Source organism: Rhodovulum viride, assembly GCF_003265965.1.
Taxonomy (GTDB): domain Bacteria; phylum Pseudomonadota; class Alphaproteobacteria; order Rhodobacterales; family Rhodobacteraceae; genus Rhodovulum; species Rhodovulum kholense.
Genome location: NZ_MUAV01000004.1, coordinates 195,479 through 213,812, shown reverse-complemented (window position 1 = coordinate 213,812; position 18,334 = coordinate 195,479). Strand labels below are relative to the sequence as shown.

Genomic DNA, 18,334 nt, shown 5'->3' with positions numbered 1-18,334 from the left:
CCGCCGACGGCCCTGTCATTTCTGAGCCCAAGAGAGGGAGACGTTCCATGAAGACCATTCTGACCGCCCTTGCCGCCAGCATCGTCGCGACCGCAAGCCACGCCTCGAATTTCACCCCGCCGACGACGACGTCGGTGCCGGAAATCAGCGCCCTCGAAGGCACCGCCGCCATCGCCGCGCTGGTCGCCATCGTGTTCCTGGCCTGGGAGCGTCGCCGCCGCGCCGCCTGAGCGCCCGGACCGCCCTGGCCGGTTCTCCGGCCATACGCGTGAGACCGGAAAGGCCCGCCTCGAGGCGGGCCTTTCTGCGCCGGGGGCACGGGGTCAGGCGGCGTCGCCCTGCCCCGGAGCGGTCTTGTCGGTCCCGGCCGCCTCGCCGGTTTCGGCCAGCGCCGCCAGCGCGCCCAGCGTCAGCGGTTTGATCGGCGGGCGGATGTGAAAATAGCCCGTCTCGTCCGGGCTCTGCCCCGTCGCCTCGGCCAGGATCTGGGTCACCGCAAGCCCGCAGACCCGCCCCTGACACGGCCCCATTCCGGCCCGAAGGAAGCCCTTCAGCCGGTTCGGGCCGGGGCAACCCTGCGCGGCCGCCCGGCGGATCTCGCCCGCCGTCACCTCTTCGCAGCGGCAGACCATCGTCGTGTCGTCAGGCCGAAGCGCCTCGGCGAAGGGCGGATAGGCCGCATCCAGAAACGGCCGCACCGCCAGTTCGCGCCGCAGTTGCCGCCGCAGCGGTTTCGCGCGGCCGTCGCACTCCTCGCTGCCGATCCGGTCCAGGCCAGCGGCGATCCGAAGCGCGGCCAGCCGCCCCTGCAGCTCGGCCGCGCGGGCCCCGCCGATCCCGGCGCCGTCCCCCGCCACGAAAACGCCCTCGACCCCGCCCTCTGCCGACGCCGCCTCGCCCCAGGCATCGCAGACCGGCACGAAGCACTGCTGACGCGGCTCCCAGCGATGGTCGAGCCCCAGCGAGCGGGCCGCCTGCGGGTTCGGCACGACGCCGTGATGCAGGAAAACGGTGTCGCAGGGCAGCCGGTGCTGGGCACCGCCGCGGCGAAAGCGGACCGCCTCGGCCCGGTCCTCGCCCTCGATGGCGATCTCATGCGCGCCGACGATGCGCGGCACGCCTGCGCGCTGCAACACCCGCAGCAGCCGCCAGCCCTCGGTCATGTAGCCCCAGCCGCCGAAAAGCCCGCCCATATGGCGCAGCGCGCGGGCCAGATCGCCGCGGGTCTGGGTCTCGATCAGCGCGGCTGGGTTGATCCCGGCCCGCACCATCTGCACCGCGAAGAGGTACAAGAGCGGCCCGGTCCCCACCAGAACCGAGCGGCGCGGCACCAGCCCCGCCTGCTTCAGCAGGATCTGCCCGGCCCCGGCGGTCATCACACCGGGCAGCGTCCAGCCCGGCACCGGCATCGGCCGTTCCAGCGCACCGGTGGCCAGAAGCACCCGCCGCGCCCGCAACAGCCGCGCCTCCCCGGCCTGGGAATAGCAGATCGTGAAGCCCGGCTCGATCGCCCAGACCCCGGCGCCCCCCAGATGCGAGATGCGCGGATCGTCCAGCGCTGCGGTCAGGCGCCGCCCTTCGACGAAATCGGGTCCCAGAACGGCGCCGCGCATCGGGCCGACCCGGTCGACATCGCGATAGGCCTGCCCGCCCGGGCGCGGCTGGTCGTCGAACAGCGCGACCCGAAGCCCGAGCCCGGCCGCCTCGGCCGCCGCCGCCATGCCCGCCGGCCCCGAGCCGATGACGGCAAGGTCGGTCTCATGCATCGCCGGGCGCCCCCGGCCGGGTCAGGCGCATGCCCTCGGCCACTTCCAGCAGGCAGGCCTGCCGGGTTTCGCCCTCGACCTCGATCATGCAGTCGAAGCACGCCCCCATCATGCAATAGGGCGCGCGCGGCGCCCCCGAACAGGCGGTGCCGCGGAAGGTGTTCACGCCCGCCCCCAGCAGGGCCGCGGCCAGGTTCGCGCCGCGCGGCAGGTGCAGCGGCGCCCCGTCCAGCCAGACCCGCACCCGCGGGCCGGGTGCCTCAAGCGACAGGAAGGTTGAAACGGTCTTCACGGAATACCTCCAGATTGGGGGCCGCATCGGTCCCCTCGAGCCAGTCGGGCAGAAACCGCGCATGGGCCGCCGCCAGCGTGATGCCGGAATGACAGGTCACAAGATAAGCCCCGGGCATCGCGGCGCTTTCCTGATAGATCGGCAGCCCGTCCGGGCTCATCACCCGAAGCGCGCCCCAGCTGCGCAAGAGCTGGACCCGCGCCAGCGGGGGAAAGGCCGCCACCGCATCGGCGGCCAGCCGGGCCAGACCGGACCGGGTCACGCCGTCGTCAAAGCCCACCTCTTCGTTGGTGGCCCCGATCTGGATGCCGCCCTCGGGCACCTGCCGGGCGATCACCGAAGGCCGGTTCAGAAGCCGGGGCAGCTTTTCGGTGATCAGCACCTGGCCGCGCTGCGGCCGCACGGGGGCGCGAAACCCGAAGGCAGGCCCCAGCCGCGCCGCGCCAAGTCCGGCGGCCAGCACCACCTTGCCCGCCTCGAGGACGGTGCCGTCGGCGCAGGTCAGCCGGAAGGCCCCGTTGCGGGTGACCCCGGTCACCTGCCGGCCGGTCAGCACCCTGCCGCCCGCGCGCCGAACCGCCGCGCTCAGCGCGGCCAGCAGTCCCAGCGGATCGGCATGGCCGTCCTGGCGGTGCAGGATCGCCCCGGCCACGCGCGGCCCGATCGCGGGTTCTTCCCGTCGCAGCGCGGCAGTGTCGAGGATCTCGAACGGATAGTCGCCGCCAAGCGCGGCCCTCAGCGTCTCGTAGCGCGCGGCCGTGGTCTCGAGCCCCGCTTCGGTAAACTGGATGTCGTAGCCGCCTTTTTGCTCGACCCAGACCGACCGACCGGCCGCAAGGGCCAGATCGGCCGCGAATCCGCCCCAGGCCGCGGCCGAGCGTTGCGTCCAGCGGGCATAGCGCGGCTCGGTCAGGCCCTTGCCCTGCACCCAGATCAGGCCGAAATTGCCGCGGCTGGCACTGAGCGCCGCGTCGCCGCCGTCGATCACCGTGACACGACGGCCCCGAAGCAGGAGCCCCCAGGCGACCGAAAGGCCGACGACTCCGCCGCCTATGATGGCGTATTCGCTGTCCATCCTAGCCCTTTCGTGCCCGTCCCCAGCGGGGCACGGCGTGGCCTCCCTCGGTCCCGGATAGCCGGATTCTGACCCGCCGTCGAGCGACCCGGGCCGGTGACGGCATTTCCCAGGCGGCCCTGCGCGACTCTGCCTGACCCTGCGCCCGGCATGCGCGAATTCTGGGCCTCTTCGGGATCGCGCCCCGGCGCCGGCCGGCCGGCTCAGGAGTGCGGCTTTCCGGTCCCGATCCGGCCGCCGGGATCGGGATAGCGGTAGATCCGGCCCTCGAAATTGCGCAACAGCAGGTCGTCGCCGGCGCGCCCCTCGACATGGTCGGGCACCAGCGCCACCTTGCCGCCGCCACCGGGCGCGTCGATGATGAACTGCGGCACCGCATAACCGGTCAGATGGCCGCGCAACCCGTCGATGAGGTCCAGCCCGGTCTCGACCGGGGTGCGGAACTGGCCCGAGCCGGTGATCGGGTCGCATTGCAGCAGGTAATAGGGCCGGACCCGTCGCCGCAGAAGCTCGCGGTAAAGCGTCCGCAGCGTCTCGACGTTGTCGTTGATGCCCTTCAGCAGCACGGTCTGCGCGCCGAGCGGAAGGCCCGCATCGGCCAGCCGGGTCAGCGCCTCGGTCGCCTCGGGGGTCAGTTCGGCGGGATGGGTGCAATGCACCGACATCCACAGCGGATGGTGCTTGCGCAGCATCCGCGTCAGCGCCCGGGTGATCCGCATCGGCAGCACCAGAGGCACCTTGGTGCCGATCCGGATGAACTCGACATGCGGGATCGCGCGCAGCCGCCCCAGAAGATAGTCCAGCTTGTCATCCGACAGCGTCAGCGGATCGCCGCCCGACACCAGCACGTCGCGGATCTGCGGCGTGGCCTCGATATAGGCGAAGGCGCGCTCCCAGTGGCGGGCCGAGATCTGCTGTTCGCCCCCGGTCTGGCCGACCATCCGCGAGCGCGTGCAATAGCGGCAATAGGTCGAACAGGTGCCGGTGGCCAGAAACAGGGCGCGGTCGGGATAGCGGTGCACGAGCCCCGGCACGGCGCTGGCCGGGTCCTCGCCCAGCGGGTCGTCGGATTCGCCCGGCAGGCGCAGATATTCCTGCCCGACCGGAATATGGGTGCGCCGCAGCGGCTCGGCCGGGTCGTCGGCTCCCATCAGGCTGGTATAATAGGGTGTGATCCCGACCGGCAGCCCGCCCTTGTGCCGGGCGACCGCGGCGCGTTCGTCCCCGGAGAGGCGAAACACCCGTTCGAGCCCGTCAAGCGACCGGATCCGGGCGCGCAGCTGCCAGCGCCAGTCGCTCCACTCGGCCGCGGTCGCCTCGGGAAAGACCCGGCGCCGGAAGGCCCGCGCCTCGGGGCTCGACGGGAAGCCCGGCCGCCGCGCGGACGCGGCAGCCGGAGCGGCAGACGAAGCGGCGGGCGAAGCGGCGGGCGGGACCGCATCGCGGGAACCGACCCGGCCGTCGCGGGCGGTCGATGCATCGGAAAGGGGGTCTTCGGTCATCGCAGGCAGGGTCCGATGGGAAGCGGGCCGTCGCGCGTCGGTCGTCCGCGCGCTCGTATACCCCGAGGTCGGCTGGATGACGCCAAACGTACCCGAGTTCAATGGTCGCGCGGGCGGATTTCCGCCCGTCCCGCCGCAAGTATCCGGGAAAACGCCGCGACGTTGTCATATTTGCGACCCATTTCACGATTGACGCGCCGCGTCAGGCCGATAATTGTTTCGAATAATGGAACGGTTGTTCCGCTTTTCTGGAACTGGTGGAATGACGATACTGGAGAATGCGGCACTGGTGCTGCGCTGTTTCGGCAATAACTGCACCGACCTGACGGTGTCAGAGGTGTCCGAACGGCTGGGGTTGCCGAAGGCCTCGGCCTCGCGCCTGCTGAAGTCGATGCGCGAGACCGGGATGCTCGAAGAGATCGGCGGCAGCCGCCGCCACCGGCCGGGCCGGATGATGCTGAACCTCTCGGCCGCGTTCCGCTATTCCTCGGGCGTGATCGGGAGGGCCCGGGCCGCCGTCCATGAACTCAGCCAGGCCTTCGGCCATACCGGCTATGTGTCGATCCGCGACGGCCGCCAGGTTCTGGCCATCGCCGATTTCGAGGGCACGAACGCGCTGCGCGTCGGCGCCAGCGTCGGCAACAAGCTTGCGGCCGAGCGTTGTGCCACCGGGCGCAGCCTGCTGGCGCGGCTGGCCCCGGCCGAGGTTGCCCTGCTTTATCCCGACGGCCCCGTCGCCGAACGGCTTGCGTCCCAGCTCGAAAGGATCCGCCGCACCGGCTATTCCTTCTCGTCTCAGGAAACCACGCCCGGGGTCGACGGGCTGGCCGTCGCGGTGGGCGATCCGGTGACGTCGGAGGCGGTCAGCCTCTGCCTGGTCTATCCGCATAATCTGGTCTCGGAAGCCGAACGCAACACCATGATCGACGCGATGCTCGACAGCGCCGGAGGCATCGCCGAAGCGGTGGGCGATCCGCTGTTCCGCGCGGCCGAACGCAGGGTTCCCGCGTAAGCTGGCGGCCAGACATCCGGGCTTTGACCAGTTTTTTTCAAGGCCTCATCCTGCGGCGCGGCACGATCCCGCCGAAGTGCGGACGCGCCCCGCCGACCCGATGCGGCGTTGCGCCCGAGATCGCCGCGACATCGTGCCACGGCCGATCTGCCGTGTCGTTTGAGATGAAGGTGACGCAGCGGTCGCCTATCCAGACCGCGAAAGATCGACGTCGCAAAACGAGACCCGGAACGGGCGCGTTCAACTCGGAGACCACATCATGACCGACCCGTTTCGCGCGCTCAACCGGCGCGACCTGTTCCTGCTGGCCGGAGCGGGGGTTGCCGGGGCTGCCCTGCCAGGCCGCCTTCGCGCCCAGGCGCCCCGGGTTCTGGTGATCGCCTCGGGGCAGGATTTTCCCAATCTCGACCCGCACACCGCAACCGGCTATGCCCCCGCCTTCTTCATGCGCAATGTCTACGATCCGCTGCTGCGCGTCTCGGGCAGTCCGCCCCGTCCGGTGCCGGGACTCGCCCGCAGCTGGGACAGCTCGGCCGACGGGATGACGCATGAGTTCCATCTGGACCCGGCGGCGCGGTTTCACTCCGGCGCCCCGGTGACCGCCGAGGACGTGGTCTATTCCTTCGCGAGGGCACTGCGTTTGGCCAAGGGCAATTCCTGGATGCTGCGGGGCATCCTCACGCCCGAGGGGCTCGAGGCGGTCGACCCGGCGACGGTGCGGATCACCCTGGCCGCGCCCTTCGCCGCCTTCCTGCAGGTGCTGCCCTGGTTCCCGGTGGTCGAGAAGGCCGCGGTCGAGGCGCATCTGGGCGAGGATGACGGCCAGAGCTGGCTGATGACGCAGACCGCGGGCTCGGGTCCCTTCGCGCTGGAGCAGGCCCAGCCCGGCGCGCTTTACCGCTTTGTCCCGGCCCCGACCGCCTGGCAGGGCGGCGGCGGCAATCTCGACGGCGTGATCTGGCGCATCGCCCGGGAGGGTGCAACCGAGCGGCTGTTGCTGCAACGGGGCGAGATCCATGTCGCGCTGGACCTGACCTCGGAGGACATGGACGCGCTGGAAGGCGCGCCGGGCGTGGTGCGGGTGATCGAACCAGAATACCGCACCTTCACGATCAAGATGAACACCCGCCGCGGCCCGCTGGCCGATATCAACATGCGCCGCGCGATTTCCCATGCGCTCGATTACGACGCGCTGCGCGATACCGCCGGGTATGCCGATCTGATGGTCGGCCCGTTGCCCCTGGGCATCCTGGGGCACGACCCGGACCTGGCGGTGCCCCGCCACGACCCCGACGCCGCCCGTGCCCATCTGGCGCGGACCGCGACGCCCGAGGGCGGGATCTCGCTGAAGATCGTCTATTCCGCCAATCTCGAACAGCAACGGCGCTATGCGCTGGTGCTGCTGGACAGCCTCAGGGCGCTGAACATCACGCTTGAAATCCAGCCGATGCGCTGGCCCGAAATGGTCGCCGCCTGCGCCAGCCCCGATACGCTGCCGGACTTCTTCCCGGTCTATCAGACCGCGAATTACGGCGACCCGGACAATTTCGCCTATGCCGCCTATCATTCGGCCTCGAACGGCAACTGGCAGAACCCGGTCTTTGCCGACCCCGAAGTCGACCGGCTGATCGAGGCGGGCCGCACCGAAACCGACATCGAGGCCCGCAAGGCGATCTATGGCGACTTCCAGCGCAAGGTGGTCGCCGATGCGCCCGATCTCTTCGGGGTGCAGGAGCGGCGCAAGCTCGGCTTCCGCGACGCGGTGCAGGGCCATGTCTTCACACCGGTCGCCGCGAATGCCATCGAGTGCTGGCCGCTGTCGCTGGTCTGAGCCCGGACGCGCCCGGCCCCCCCGCCCCGGGCGCATCTGGCGACCGGGGTCCGCCGACGGCCTCTTTGCCCCGAGAACCGCTGAATGCTTCGCTTTCTTCTTCGCCGCCTTCTGATGCTGGGTCCGGTGCTGGTCGGGCTGACGGCGATCATGTTCGTCATTGCCCGGCTGCTGCCCGGCGACCCGGTGGGGCTGGCCGCGGGCCCCAACGCGACGCTGGCCGAACGCGCGGCACTGGCGCAGGAATTCGGGCTCGACCGGCCGGTCTGGGACCAGTACCTGAGCTATGTCGAGGGGCTGGCCCGGGGCGATCTGGGGCGCTCGCTGATGACCCGGCGCCCGGTCGCCGAAGACATCGCCATCTATCTGCCCGCGACGCTGGAACTGGTGCTGGCGGCGATGGCGCTGGCCATAGCGCTGGGGCTGCCGCTGGGGCTTCTGACCGCGCTCTGGCAGAACCGCTGGCCCGACCGGCTTGGCCAGGTGCTGGCCATCGGCGCGATCTCGATGCCGCGGTTCTTTCTGGGGCTGCTGCTGCAACTGGTCTTCGCGATCTGGCTGATGTGGCTGCCGCTGGGCGGGCAATTGCCCGTCGTGACCCTGCCGCCGCCCCGGGTGACGGGGCTCGTCACCCTCGACGCGGCGCTGGCGGGCGACTGGGCCACGCTGGGGGCCGCCTGCCGCCATCTCGCGCTGCCCGCGCTGGCGCTGTCGCTGTCGCCGCTGGCGGCGATCCTGCGGATGATGCGCGCCTCGGCGATCGAGGTCATGGCGCAGGATTATGTGACCGCCGCCCGCGCGCTGGGCCTGCCGCGCCGCAAGATCCTGATCAAGACCATCGGCCGCAACGCGGTCTCGGCCACGCTGACGGTGATCGGGCTCTATTTCGGCTGGCTGCTGGGCGGCACCGTGCTGGTCGAGACGGTCTTCGACTGGCCCGGGCTCGGGCTTTACGCCACCCGCGCCATCCTCAGCCAGGACATGATGCCGGCGATCGGGGTGGCGCTGGTCACCGGGCTGATCTTCGTTGCGGTCAATCTGGCGGTCGACCTGGCCTACGGGCTGATCGACCCCCGGGTGCGCTACGAATGACGGCCGGGACCCGCCCGCCGAGGCCCGCCGCCCGCCGCCCGCGCGCCCTGCGCCGCTTCGGGCGGAACCGGCTGTCGCTGCTGGGCGCGGGGCTCGTGGCGCTGGTGCTGGCGCTCGCCCTTTTCGGCCCGCTTCTCGCGCCCTATCCCGCCCATGTCGCGGGCGGCATCGACACCGCCGCCCGGTTTCAGCCGCCCTCGGCCGCCCATCCCTTCGGCACCAACGAGCTGGGCCAGGACGTGCTGTCGCTGACGCTTGCGGGCGCCCGGGCCTCGGTGCTGGCAGGCTTTTCCGTGGTGCTGATCGGCGGCACCACCGGCATTCTGATCGGCGGCATCGCCGGATTTCTCGGCGGCTGGATCGACGAGATCCTGATGCGGCTGACCGACCTCATGCTGATCGTTCCGAACCTGATCCTTGCCATGACCGTCGCGGCCGTGCTGGGGCCGGGGTTCCAGAACATGGTGCTGGCGCTGGCGCTGGGCTGGTGGCCGGGCTACGCGCGGCTCCTGCGTGGCGAGGTGCTGGCCGCGCGCGAGCGCCCCCATGTCACCGCCGCCCGCGCGATGGGCGCCTCGCAAGCGCGGGTGCTGGTCCGCCACATCCTGCCCAATTGCGTCTCGCCGGTGATCGTCAAGATGTCGCTCGACATGGGCTTTGCGATCCTGATGGTGGCCGGGCTTGGCTTCATCGGCATCGGGGTGCGGCCGCCGGTGCCGGAATGGGGCACGATGCTGGCCACGGCGCGGGCCTACATGCCCGACATGTGGTGGGTGGCGATGGCCCCGGGCCTTGCGATCTTCGTCGCGGTCTTCGGCTTCAACCTCCTGGGCGACGGGCTGCGCGACAGCCTCGATCCGCGCGGAGGCCGCTGATGCCCCCGCTTCTGGAAATCCGCGACCTGCATCTGACGATGGCGACCCGCGACGGCCCGGTGCAGGTGCTGAACGGCGTCGCCCTCCGGATCGCGCGGGGCGAGATCTGGGGTCTGGTGGGCGAATCCGGCTGCGGCAAGACGCTGACCGGGCTGTCCGTCGCGCGCCTGGTGCCCTGCCCGCCCGCGCAGTATCCGGCGGGCGAGGTGCGGCTGGACGGCGAGGACCTGATGGCGCTGTCCGAACGCCGGATGCGCGCGCTGCGCGGCCGCCGGATCGGGATGATCCTGCAGGACCCCGCCACCAGCCTGAACCCGACGATGCGGATCGGCGAACAGCTGGCGGACGTGGCGCTGGCCGCGGCCCGCCACGATCCCGCGCTGCTGGGCCCCGGCCCCGCCCGGACGGCCGCCCGGGCGCTGGCGGCCACGATGCTCGACCGGGTCGGGATCGCCTCGGCGCGCCAGAGGCTGAGCGCCTGGCCGCACGAATTCTCGGGCGGGATGCGGCAGCGGGTGCTGATCGCCATGGCGCTGATCGGCGCGCCCGACCTGCTGATCGCCGACGAGCCCACATCGGCGCTCGACCTGCCCGTTCAGGCGCAGATCCTCGCGCTGATGCAGGGCATGGCGGCCGATCGCGGCCTCGGCATGATCCTGATCACCCACAGCATGGGCGTGGCGGCCCGGGCCTGCAGCCATGTCGCGGTGATGTATGCGGGCAGCATCGTCGAGACCGGGCCGGTCGTCGAGGTGCTGGACCGCCCGGCCCATCCCTATACCCGCGCGCTGATGGCCGCAGTTCCGGGGCGGCACACCCCGCGCGGCACGCTGAACGCCCTGCCCGGCACCGTGCCCGACCTCCTGGCCCCGCCTCCCGGCTGTCGCTTCGCGCCCCGCTGCCCGAGGGCGACCCCCGCCTGCCGCGCCGCCCGGCCCCCGCTGCGCCCCCTTGGCGCGGGCCATGCCGTCGCCTGCGCCCATGCGGACGGGCCCACCCATGGCTGATCCGCCGCTTCTGGAGCTGCGCGGCGTCTCGCGCCTCTACCGGCCGCGCCGCAGCCTGCTGGCCCGCAGCCCCGAGGTGGTGGCACTCGATGGCGTCAACCTGCGGATCGCCCGGGGCGAAAGCCTCGGGATCGTCGGCGAAAGCGGTGCGGGCAAGTCCACCCTGACCCGCGTCATCCTGCGGCTCGAGCGCCCCGATGCGGGCCAGATCCTCTATCGCGGCGCCGATGTGGCCCGGTTCGGGCCGGGCGCGCTGCGCGCCTTCCGCGCCCGGGTTCAGATCGTTTTTCAGGACCCGCAGGCCGCGCTGAACCCGCGCATGACCGCCGAAGAGATCGTGACCGAGCCGATGCTGGTGCATCGCGACACCGTCGGGCTCGACCGGCGCGGACGGCGCGCGCGGGTGGCCGAGCTGATCGAGACGGTCGGGCTGAGGCCCGATCACCTGCGCCGGTTTCCCCACGAGCTTTCCGGCGGCCAGAACCAGCGGATCGGCATCGCCCGCGCGCTGGCGGCGGGGCCCGAGCTGTTGCTGCTGGACGAGCCCACCTCGGCGCTCGATGTCTCGGCGCAGGCACAGGTGCTGAACCTGCTGATCGAGCTGCAGGACCGGCTGGGGCTCGGCTATCTCTTCATCAGCCACGATCTGGCCGTGGTGCGTTACCTCTGCGACCGGATCGCGCTGATCCGTCAGGGACGTCTGGTCGAGGAAGGACCGGCCGCGCAGATCTTCGACGCTCCCCGCACCGCCTTTGCCCGGAGGCTGATCGACGCGGCCCCCGACATCGAAGCGCCCTTGCGGTCCGCCGCCACGACGGCCGGGACCAACTGCGACCTCCGGCCCCCGGGTCGCCCCCAGCCCTCGACCGCGGCCGGGTCTCTTCCCGCCGACATGGGCGATTCCCGGGGGTGACGCCCCGGTTCGCACCCCGCGCGCGGCAGGGCTTTGGGGCCCCAAGGCACGAGACACCGGGCGCTTTGCACAATTCGCAGGCACATCCCGGTGGCATCGCGCGGTCCGGCGTCACAACGCCGTTACGCAAAGCCTTTAGTCACCGCCCCAAGGGCCACCGCATCTGCGGGGCTTGTCAGGTGGCAAACGCCATATATAGTCAAACGCAAGGTAAGGGGCGGGCACGTCCCGTCTCGGGGCCGGGCAGGCAGACGGGGCAGAGGCTGAGTCTCACCATGGATGGCGATTTCAGAACTTCGTTCGTGCGGGAGCCAGGCTCTCTCAAGCATCATCCGGCGCTGGTCCTGAACGCCGATTACCGCCCGCTGTCCTACTATCCGCTGTCGCTCTGGCCCTGGCAGGAAGCGGTCAAGGCGGCCTTCCTCGACCGGGTCGACATCGTGGCCGAATACGACAAGGTCGTCCGAAGTCCGACCCGGACGATCCGAATACCCTCTGTTGTCGTCCTGAAAGATTTCGTCAAACCGCAGAAGCGCGTGGCCTTCACGCGCTTCAATCTTTTTCTGAGGGACGAATTCAGCTGCCAGTATTGCGGCTGCAAGGGCGATCTGACCTTCGACCATGTGGTGCCCCGCGCCCGGGGCGGCATCACCAGCTGGGAAAACGTCGTCGCCGCCTGTTCGCGCTGCAACCTCCGGAAAGGCTCGAAAAGCCTGCGCCAGGCGGGCATGGCGCTTCGCCGCGCCCCGCGCCGTCCCCAGGCCACCGAGCTGCGCGATGTCGGCCGTAAGTTTCCTCCGAACTACCTGCATGACAGCTGGCTCGACTTCCTCTACTGGGACGCCGAACTGGAAGCCTGACCCGTCGTCGGCACGGCGCGTGCTGTAAAGGGAAGGATAGCTTCCACCAAAGGGCGGGGTCTGCGTCCCAGATGAAAGCATCGATTTGACCACCCTCGGTTTCGTTGGTCGTTTTGCTTGCATCGGACCTCCAGCGCTGCAAGCTCACTGGATTGCGCGGCGGCAGACCTGTTCACGTCTTTTACGATCTTGATGATCTCTGCTGCCTGATCAGGCCCGAAAAGCCCTGCGATCCCGATCTCGTGGATGTCGGTGAAGGGGCTTTCGCAGAAGGCGCCGGGATCGATGAGGCCGTTCTTGCAGAGGCTGTCGATGATTAAGTCCAGGACGGTGCTCTGGCTTGCGGTCAGTTGGTTGTCGGAAACGAAACGACCAAAGCACGTCTTGGCAGCCGCCCTGTCGAAGCCCGTGAGTGATCGCAGGAACATTCGTAGAGGCCATGGCAAGAACGGGCGCTCTCGTCTTGGTGCCACCGTCGGGCGCCGAGAGGCGACGAGCGCGCGCCCGGTTCGAACGGGTCGGCGCGCTCCGGAGCGCGGTCGCACAGAGGATCGACGACCGGCCCCAATTCGAGGCCTCACCGGCATCTGCCGCAACCATGAGAGGCGTATTACCGGCGCGGGCAAAAGGAGCCGCGCAGGAGTTGAACATCGCAAGCCGCGAGGCCATGACGGAGCTCGTATGAGTTCCCCCGGCCGATGCGGCATTCATCCGGATTTCGGGGGGCTGAGTAAAAGGTTCGCCCCGGATGCACCGACTTCTGCCCCTGCTGTTGCTGAGCCTCACGCTCCTCACCTGCACGCCGGTCGCGCCGGCCCCCGAGCCTCCGGCCGCATCCTATAGCCGCGCGGCCTTCGGCCCGGGCTGGGCAGATCCGGATGGCGATTGCCTCGACACCCGGGCCGAGCTGCTGGCGGACCTCTCCACCGTGCCGGTGACCCTGGCGCCGTCGGGATGCTCGGTGCGCCACGGCCGCTGGATCGCGCCCTATACCGGCCAGGTGGTGACCGAGGCCGGGGATCTCGACATCGATCACATCGTGCCGCTGCGCTATGCGTGGGGGCATGGTGCCGCCAGCTGGTCGGCCGAGAAACGCGCCCGCTTCGCCCTGGATCCCGCCAACCTGCTGCCCGTCACCGCCTCGGCGAACCGTTCGAAGGGCGCGCGGGGGCCGCTGGAATGGCTGCCGCCCGATCCCGGCTTCCAATGCCAGTATGTCCTGCGGTTCCGGCGGATCGCCAGGGCCTACGGGCTGGTGCATACCGCCGCGGAAGAGCGGGATCTGGTGGCGCTGACCGGGCAGATCTGCGGGGCGTAAAAACGACCGGACATGGTTGCGCCCCAGAGCCTGCCGAGGGGTCCCGCGCGGCGTGGAGGGGCGGTGGCTCTTCGAGCTTTCAGAGGTTCCGGAGGTTTCAGACGAGGGCAGCGAACAGCGACCCGTCCGTCGCATCATCCGGCCCACGCCAGCGACGTCGGATCAACCCGAGGCTCCGTTTCAGGTCGGCGACGCGCATCTCCTGCCTTTTCGCTTGTCGCGGGACAGCTTGCAGGCCCGGGTCCTTCGGCATTCGCGGGCGATGTCGCGAGCCTTTTCGTGAGGCTCGCGGCTGACGTATCGCGTCTCGGATTTCGGGCAACCCACCTCCCCGGATGGACAGGCCCGGCAGCCGCCCCTCAAGGCGCGGCGTGTCCCCCGCCCCCCAATCCTTGCCCCGGTCCGGGTCGGAGCAATTGCGGCTGAACTGCCTGAACGCATGCTCCTCTCCGGGCCAGTCCTGCCGGCCGCGGCAATGATCGCGCGGATCGTCCGATCCGGATCGGCGGCGGGCAAGGTGCCTGTCACCGGGCCGATCGTCGGACAGCACCCCTGACCGTGGCGCCAGACACATGCAAGCCATGGGCGAGATGGAGGGGGAAAGGCGCCCATGCGCCTCAAAACGGCTTTCTGCACCACCGCCCCTGAACGGCATCGAGATTTTTGTTGCAAATGACTTGCAACTGCATAGATCAGAGATCAGCGACCCGACACGCGGAGCCGACGATGAGACCGATCACCGCTTGCCTGCTGACCGCCTGTGCGGCCGCAGGTCTGAGTTCCAGCGCGGCCCTGGCGGCGGAAAAGCTGAAGGTCGTCACCAGTTTCACGGTACTGGCCGACATGGCGCAGAACGTGGCGGGCGAGGCGGCCGAGGTCGTCTCGATCACCAAGCCCGGGGCCGAGATCCACGGCTATGAACCCACGCCGCGCGACATCGTGCGCGCCTCGGATGCCGATCTGATCCTGTGGAACGGGCTGAACCTGGAACTCTGGTTCGAACAGTTCCTGGCCAATCTGGGCGATGTGCCCTCGGCCACGCTGAGCGCGGGGATCGACACGATCCCGATTGCCGCAGGCGCCTATGAGGGCAACCCCAATCCGCATGCCTGGATGGGGCTTGAAACCGCGCTGGTCTATGTCGACAACATCGCCGGGGCGCTGGCCGCCCGCGACCCGGACAATGCCGCGACCTATGCCGCGAATGCGGCGGCCTACAAGGACCGCCTGCGCGCCACCATTGAGCCCCTGAAAGCCGAGATCGCCCGCATCCCCGAGGACAAGCGCTGGCTGGTGACCTGCGAGGGCGCGTTCAGCTACCTGGCGCGCGATTTCGGCCTCCGGGAACTGTATCTCTGGCCGATGAACGCCGACCAGATGGGCACGCCGCAGCAGGTGCGCGCGGTGATCGACGGGGTCCGGGCGCACGACATTCCGGTGGTCTTCTGCGAAAGCACGGTGAATGCCGATCCCGCGACGCAGGTAGCGCGCGAGACCGGGGCGGCCTTCGGCGGGGTGCTCTATGTCGACAGTCTCAGCGATCCGACGGGGCCGGTGCCAACCTATCTGGACCTCTTGCGCGTGACTTCGGAAACCGTGGCGACCGGCCTGATCGAGGCGACGGCCACGAACTGACGCCCAGCGCGGCCTTGGAAAGGACGACAATGCTGCACCGCCCGACCGCCGACGACGCGACGACGACCGATGCCGATCCGGGAAAAGGTCCGGGGGCAGGTCCGGGCACCGATCCGGGCGCGGGTCCCGAAAGCGGCATTCTCGCGCGCGGCGTCACCGTGACCTACCGCAACGGCCATACCGCGCTGCATGACGTGAGCTTCGCCATCCCGCGCGGCACGATCACCGCGCTGGTGGGCGTGAACGGCGCCGGGAAATCGACGCTTTTCAAGGCGATCATGGGCTTCGTGCCGGTCGCGACGGGCGAGATCCGGCTGCTGGGGCTGGAGGTGCGCGAGGCGCTGAGGCGCAATCTGGTGGCCTATGTCCCGCAGGCCGAGGAGGTCGACTGGTCCTTCCCGGTGCTGGTCGAGGATGTGGTGATGATGGGCCGCTACGGCCATATGGGCTTTCTGCGGCGTCCGCGCGCGGCGGACCGGGCCGCGGTCGACCGCGCGCTGGGCCGCGTCGGCATGGAGGCGTTTCGCCACCGCCAGATCGGCGAGCTGTCGGGCGGCCAGAAAAAGCGGGTCTTTCTGGCCCGCGCGCTGGCGCAGGACGGCCGGGTGATCCTGCTGGACGAGCCCTTCACCGGCGTCGATGTCAAGACCGAGGAGCAGATCGTGGCGCTGCTGCGCGCGCTGCGGGACGAGGGCCGGGTGATGCTGGTCTCGACCCACAATCTGGGCTCGGTGCCCGAATTCTGCGACCGGACGGTGCTGGTGCGGGGCACGGTGCTGGCGGCGGGGCCGACCGCGACCACCTTCACCCGCGCCAACCTCGCACGCGCCTTCGGCGGCGTGCTGCGCCAGTTCACCTTGGGCGGCCCCAAGCTGCACGATGACGACGACCCGCGCCAGATTTCGATCCTGACCGACGACGAGCGCCCGCTGGTGCAATATGGCGACCGCACCCAGGACCGCGAGGGCGCGCAATGAGCCTGCTCGAGCCCTTCGCCTATGGCTACATGACCAACGCCATGTGGGTCTCGGCGCTGGTGGGGGCGGTTTGCGCCTTCCTGTCGGCCTATCTGATGCTGAAGGGCTGGTCGCTGATCGGCGACGCGCTGTCCCATTCCGTCGTCCCGGGGGTCGCGGGCGCCTACATGCTGGGCCTGCCCTTCGCGCTGGGGGCGTTCCTTGCAGGCGGGCTTGCGGCAGGCGCGATGCTGGTCCTGTCGGACCGCTCGGGGCTGAAGACCGATGTGGTGATCGGGCTGATCTTCACCTCGTTCTTCGGGCTCGGGCTCTTCATGATCTCGGTCAGCCCGGTCTCGGTCTCGGTGCAGTCGATCATCATGGGCAATGTCCTTGCGATCACGCCCGGCGACACGCTGCAACTGGCGATCATCGGGTTCGTCTCTCTGGGCATCCTGCTGGCCAGGTGGAAGGACCTGATGGTGACCTTCTTCGACGAGGCCCATGCCCGGTCCATCGGGCTGAGGCCGCAACTGCTGAAAGCCGTGTTCTTCACCCTGCTGTCGGCCTCGGTCGTGGCGGCGATGCAGACGGTCGGCGCGTTTCTGGTGATCGCGATGGTGGTGACGCCCGGCGCCACCGCCTATCTTCTCTGCGACCGGTTTCCGCGGCTGATTGCCGCGGCCGTCGCCATTGGCGCCGGAACCGGGTTTCTGGGCGCCTATGCCAGCTATTTCCTCGACGGCGCGACCGGCGGGGTGATCGTGCTGATGCAGACGCTGATCTTCCTGACCGCCTTCGTCTTCGCCCCGAAACACGGGGTGCTGGCCGCGCGGCGCAAGGCGGCCGCGGCGCTGAGACGCGGGCCGGACGGATGGGAGGCCGCGTCGTGATCGACAGCCTGCTGATGCCGTTTCAATTCCCGTTCATGCAGAACGCTTTCCTGATCTGCCTGCTGGTGGCCGTGCCGACCGCGCTTTTGTCCTCGTTTCTCGTGCTGAAGGGTTGGGCGCTGATGGGGGACGCGGTCAGCCATGCGACGCTGCCCGGGATCGTTCTGGCCCATATCGCGGGCGCGCCGCTGATCCTCGGCGCCTTCGCGGCGGGCATGACCAGCGCGCTTCTGACCGGGTATCTGGCCGAAAACAGCCGGATCAAGCGCGACACGGTGATGGGCGTCGTCTTTTCGGGGATGTTCGCGCTGGGGGTCATCCTCTTTACCGCCTTCCCCTCCAACGCCCATCTCGACCATATCCTTTTCGGCAACATGCTGGGCGTCGGGCCGCGGGACCTGTGGACCGCGGGGCTGATCTCGCTGGGCGTGACGCTGGCGCTGGCCGCGAAATGGAGGGACCTGATGCTGCACGCCTTCGACCCGGCCCAGGCCAGGGCCTCGGGTCTGCGGCTGGGAGTGCTGCATTACGGGCTTCTGACGGCGCTGTCGCTGACCATCGTGGCGACACTGTCGGCGACCGGGCTGATCCTGGCCGTTGGCCTGCTGATCGCCCCCGGTGCCATCGCCTTCCTGCTGGTTCGGAGTTTCGGGCGGATGCTGGTCGTCTCGGTCGCCGTCTGCCTTGCGGCCATGCTGGGCGGAACCTATGCCAGCTTTTATCTCGACAGCGCCCCGGCGGCGACGATCATCCTCGTGCTGACGGCCTTTTTCGCGGCGGCCTTCGGACGGCGTCTGCACCTGACCCGGGCCGCCTCGCGACGCGCGGGCATCGCGGGCTGAGCGCCGGGGCGCGCACCGACCGAAAGGAAGACGGCCATGCAGGACCGAACCGACAGGCTGACCCGGGCGCTGCGCGCGGCGGGGGTGCGCATCACCCGTCAGCGTGCCGCCCTGCTCGACGTGCTGGCCGAGACCGAGGACCATCCCGATGCGGTCGAGCTGCACCGCCGGGCCGTGCCCCGGGTGCCGGGCCTGTCGCTGTCCACGGTCTACCGCACGCTCAGCGCGCTTGAGGAACAGGGCGTGATCCAGCGCCACCAGTTCGAGGGCGCGCCCGCCTGTTTCGAACGCGCCGAGACCGCCCATCACGACCACATGATCGACGTCGAGACCGGCGAGGTGGTCGAATTCCGCTCGGACCGCATCGAAGAGCTGCAGGCCCGCATCGCCACCGAACTGGGTTATGAAATCGTCCATCACCGGATGGAGCTTTACGTTCGCAAGAGGCGCGGCTGAGGCCGGACC

General features: G+C 69.8%; 19 protein-coding genes. 14 read left to right on the top strand and 5 right to left on the bottom strand.

Annotated elements, in window-relative coordinates:
• Nucleotides 1–47 precede the first annotated feature (47 nt).
• A complete protein-coding gene (locus BYZ73_RS05085; protein ID WP_108026355.1) occupies nt 48–230 on the top strand; it encodes a hypothetical protein in 183 nt (60 codons plus the stop codon).
• Between the two features lie 93 nt (nt 231–323).
• On the opposite strand, the gene BYZ73_RS05080 is transcribed toward BYZ73_RS05085, so the two are convergent.
• From BYZ73_RS05080 to BYZ73_RS05065, 4 genes are all read right to left on the bottom strand, one after another.
• Nucleotides 324–1,766, bottom strand: coding sequence for an FAD/NAD(P)-dependent oxidoreductase (locus tag BYZ73_RS05080; protein WP_112315135.1), 1,443 nt, complete (start codon nt 1,764–1,766; stop codon nt 324–326).
• Nucleotides 1,759–2,058 carry a 2Fe-2S iron-sulfur cluster-binding protein gene (locus tag BYZ73_RS05075; protein WP_108026350.1) on the bottom strand — a complete coding sequence of 100 codons (300 nt, stop codon included), beginning with the start codon at nt 2,056–2,058 and terminating at the stop codon, nt 1,759–1,761. The genes BYZ73_RS05080 and BYZ73_RS05075 overlap by 8 nt, the downstream gene beginning before the upstream one ends.
• Entirely contained in the window at nt 2,027–3,133 is a 1,107-nt protein-coding gene (locus tag BYZ73_RS05070) for an NAD(P)/FAD-dependent oxidoreductase (RefSeq protein WP_112315134.1), read from the bottom strand. Before BYZ73_RS05070 ends, BYZ73_RS05075 begins: the two co-directional genes overlap by 32 nt.
• Nucleotides 3,134–3,336: 203 nt before the next feature.
• Nucleotides 3,337–4,635: a KamA family radical SAM protein gene (locus BYZ73_RS05065; protein WP_112315133.1), complete on the bottom strand. Its 1,299-nt coding sequence runs from the start codon at nt 4,633–4,635 to the stop codon at nt 3,337–3,339.
• Nucleotides 4,636–4,897: 262 nt separating this feature from the next.
• Between BYZ73_RS05065 and BYZ73_RS05060 the strand changes: the two genes are divergently transcribed.
• From BYZ73_RS05060 to BYZ73_RS05030, 7 genes are all read left to right on the top strand, one after another.
• On the top strand, nt 4,898–5,647 hold the full coding sequence (locus BYZ73_RS05060; protein ID WP_112315132.1) for an IclR family transcriptional regulator: 750 nt from the start codon (nt 4,898–4,900) through the stop codon (nt 5,645–5,647).
• Between the two features lie 259 nt (nt 5,648–5,906).
• Entirely contained in the window at nt 5,907–7,478 is a 1,572-nt protein-coding gene (locus BYZ73_RS05055; protein WP_112315131.1) for an ABC transporter substrate-binding protein, read from the top strand.
• Nucleotides 7,479–7,562: 84 nt separating this feature from the next.
• Nucleotides 7,563–8,570 carry an ABC transporter permease gene (locus BYZ73_RS05050; RefSeq protein WP_112315130.1) on the top strand — a complete coding sequence of 336 codons (1,008 nt, stop codon included), beginning with the start codon at nt 7,563–7,565 and terminating at the stop codon, nt 8,568–8,570.
• Nucleotides 8,567–9,445 (top strand): ABC transporter permease, encoded by an 879-nt coding sequence (locus tag BYZ73_RS05045; protein WP_112315129.1) that lies wholly within the window; start codon nt 8,567–8,569, stop codon nt 9,443–9,445. Before BYZ73_RS05050 ends, BYZ73_RS05045 begins: the two co-directional genes overlap by 4 nt.
• Nucleotides 9,445–10,452, top strand: coding sequence for an ABC transporter ATP-binding protein (locus tag BYZ73_RS05040; RefSeq protein ID WP_112315128.1), 1,008 nt, complete (start codon nt 9,445–9,447; stop codon nt 10,450–10,452). The genes BYZ73_RS05045 and BYZ73_RS05040 overlap by 1 nt, the downstream gene beginning before the upstream one ends.
• The gene (locus BYZ73_RS05035) at nt 10,445–11,365 is read left to right on the top strand and encodes an ATP-binding cassette domain-containing protein (RefSeq protein ID WP_112315127.1); all 921 of its coding nucleotides are present in this window, start codon (nt 10,445–10,447) and stop codon (nt 11,363–11,365) included. The genes BYZ73_RS05040 and BYZ73_RS05035 overlap by 8 nt, the downstream gene beginning before the upstream one ends.
• Nucleotides 11,366–11,640: 275 nt before the next feature.
• A complete protein-coding gene (locus BYZ73_RS05030; protein WP_108026330.1) occupies nt 11,641–12,225 on the top strand; it encodes an HNH endonuclease in 585 nt (194 codons plus the stop codon).
• Here the strand turns inward: BYZ73_RS05030 and BYZ73_RS22665 are convergent.
• On the bottom strand, nt 12,198–12,653 hold the full coding sequence (locus BYZ73_RS22665) for a type I restriction-modification enzyme R subunit C-terminal domain-containing protein (RefSeq protein WP_181497962.1): 456 nt from the start codon (nt 12,651–12,653) through the stop codon (nt 12,198–12,200). The two genes, BYZ73_RS05030 and BYZ73_RS22665, sit on opposite strands and share 28 nt — an antisense overlap.
• Before the next feature lie 320 nt (nt 12,654–12,973).
• Between BYZ73_RS22665 and BYZ73_RS05020 the strand changes: the two genes are divergently transcribed.
• The 6 genes from BYZ73_RS05020 to BYZ73_RS04995 all read left to right on the top strand — a co-directional run bounded on the left by BYZ73_RS05020 (nt 12,974) and on the right by BYZ73_RS04995 (nt 18,325).
• Nucleotides 12,974–13,543: an HNH endonuclease family protein gene (locus BYZ73_RS05020; RefSeq protein ID WP_112315125.1), complete on the top strand. Its 570-nt coding sequence runs from the start codon at nt 12,974–12,976 to the stop codon at nt 13,541–13,543.
• A gap of 726 nt (nt 13,544–14,269) precedes the next feature.
• Nucleotides 14,270–15,178: a metal ABC transporter substrate-binding protein gene (locus BYZ73_RS05015; protein ID WP_112315124.1), complete on the top strand. Its 909-nt coding sequence runs from the start codon at nt 14,270–14,272 to the stop codon at nt 15,176–15,178.
• Nucleotides 15,179–15,207: 29 nt separating this feature from the next.
• On the top strand, nt 15,208–16,155 hold the full coding sequence (locus BYZ73_RS05010) for a manganese/iron ABC transporter ATP-binding protein (protein WP_112315123.1): 948 nt from the start codon (nt 15,208–15,210) through the stop codon (nt 16,153–16,155).
• Nucleotides 16,152–17,027, top strand: coding sequence for a metal ABC transporter permease (locus BYZ73_RS05005; protein ID WP_112315122.1), 876 nt, complete (start codon nt 16,152–16,154; stop codon nt 17,025–17,027). Before BYZ73_RS05010 ends, BYZ73_RS05005 begins: the two co-directional genes overlap by 4 nt.
• Complete coding sequence (locus BYZ73_RS05000) at nt 17,024–17,869, top strand: metal ABC transporter permease (protein WP_112315172.1); 846 nt, start codon at nt 17,024–17,026, stop codon at nt 17,867–17,869. The genes BYZ73_RS05005 and BYZ73_RS05000 overlap by 4 nt, the downstream gene beginning before the upstream one ends.
• Before the next feature lie 36 nt (nt 17,870–17,905).
• A complete protein-coding gene (locus BYZ73_RS04995) occupies nt 17,906–18,325 on the top strand; it encodes a Fur family transcriptional regulator (protein ID WP_112315121.1) in 420 nt (139 codons plus the stop codon).
• Nucleotides 18,326–18,334: the final 9 nt, after the last annotated feature.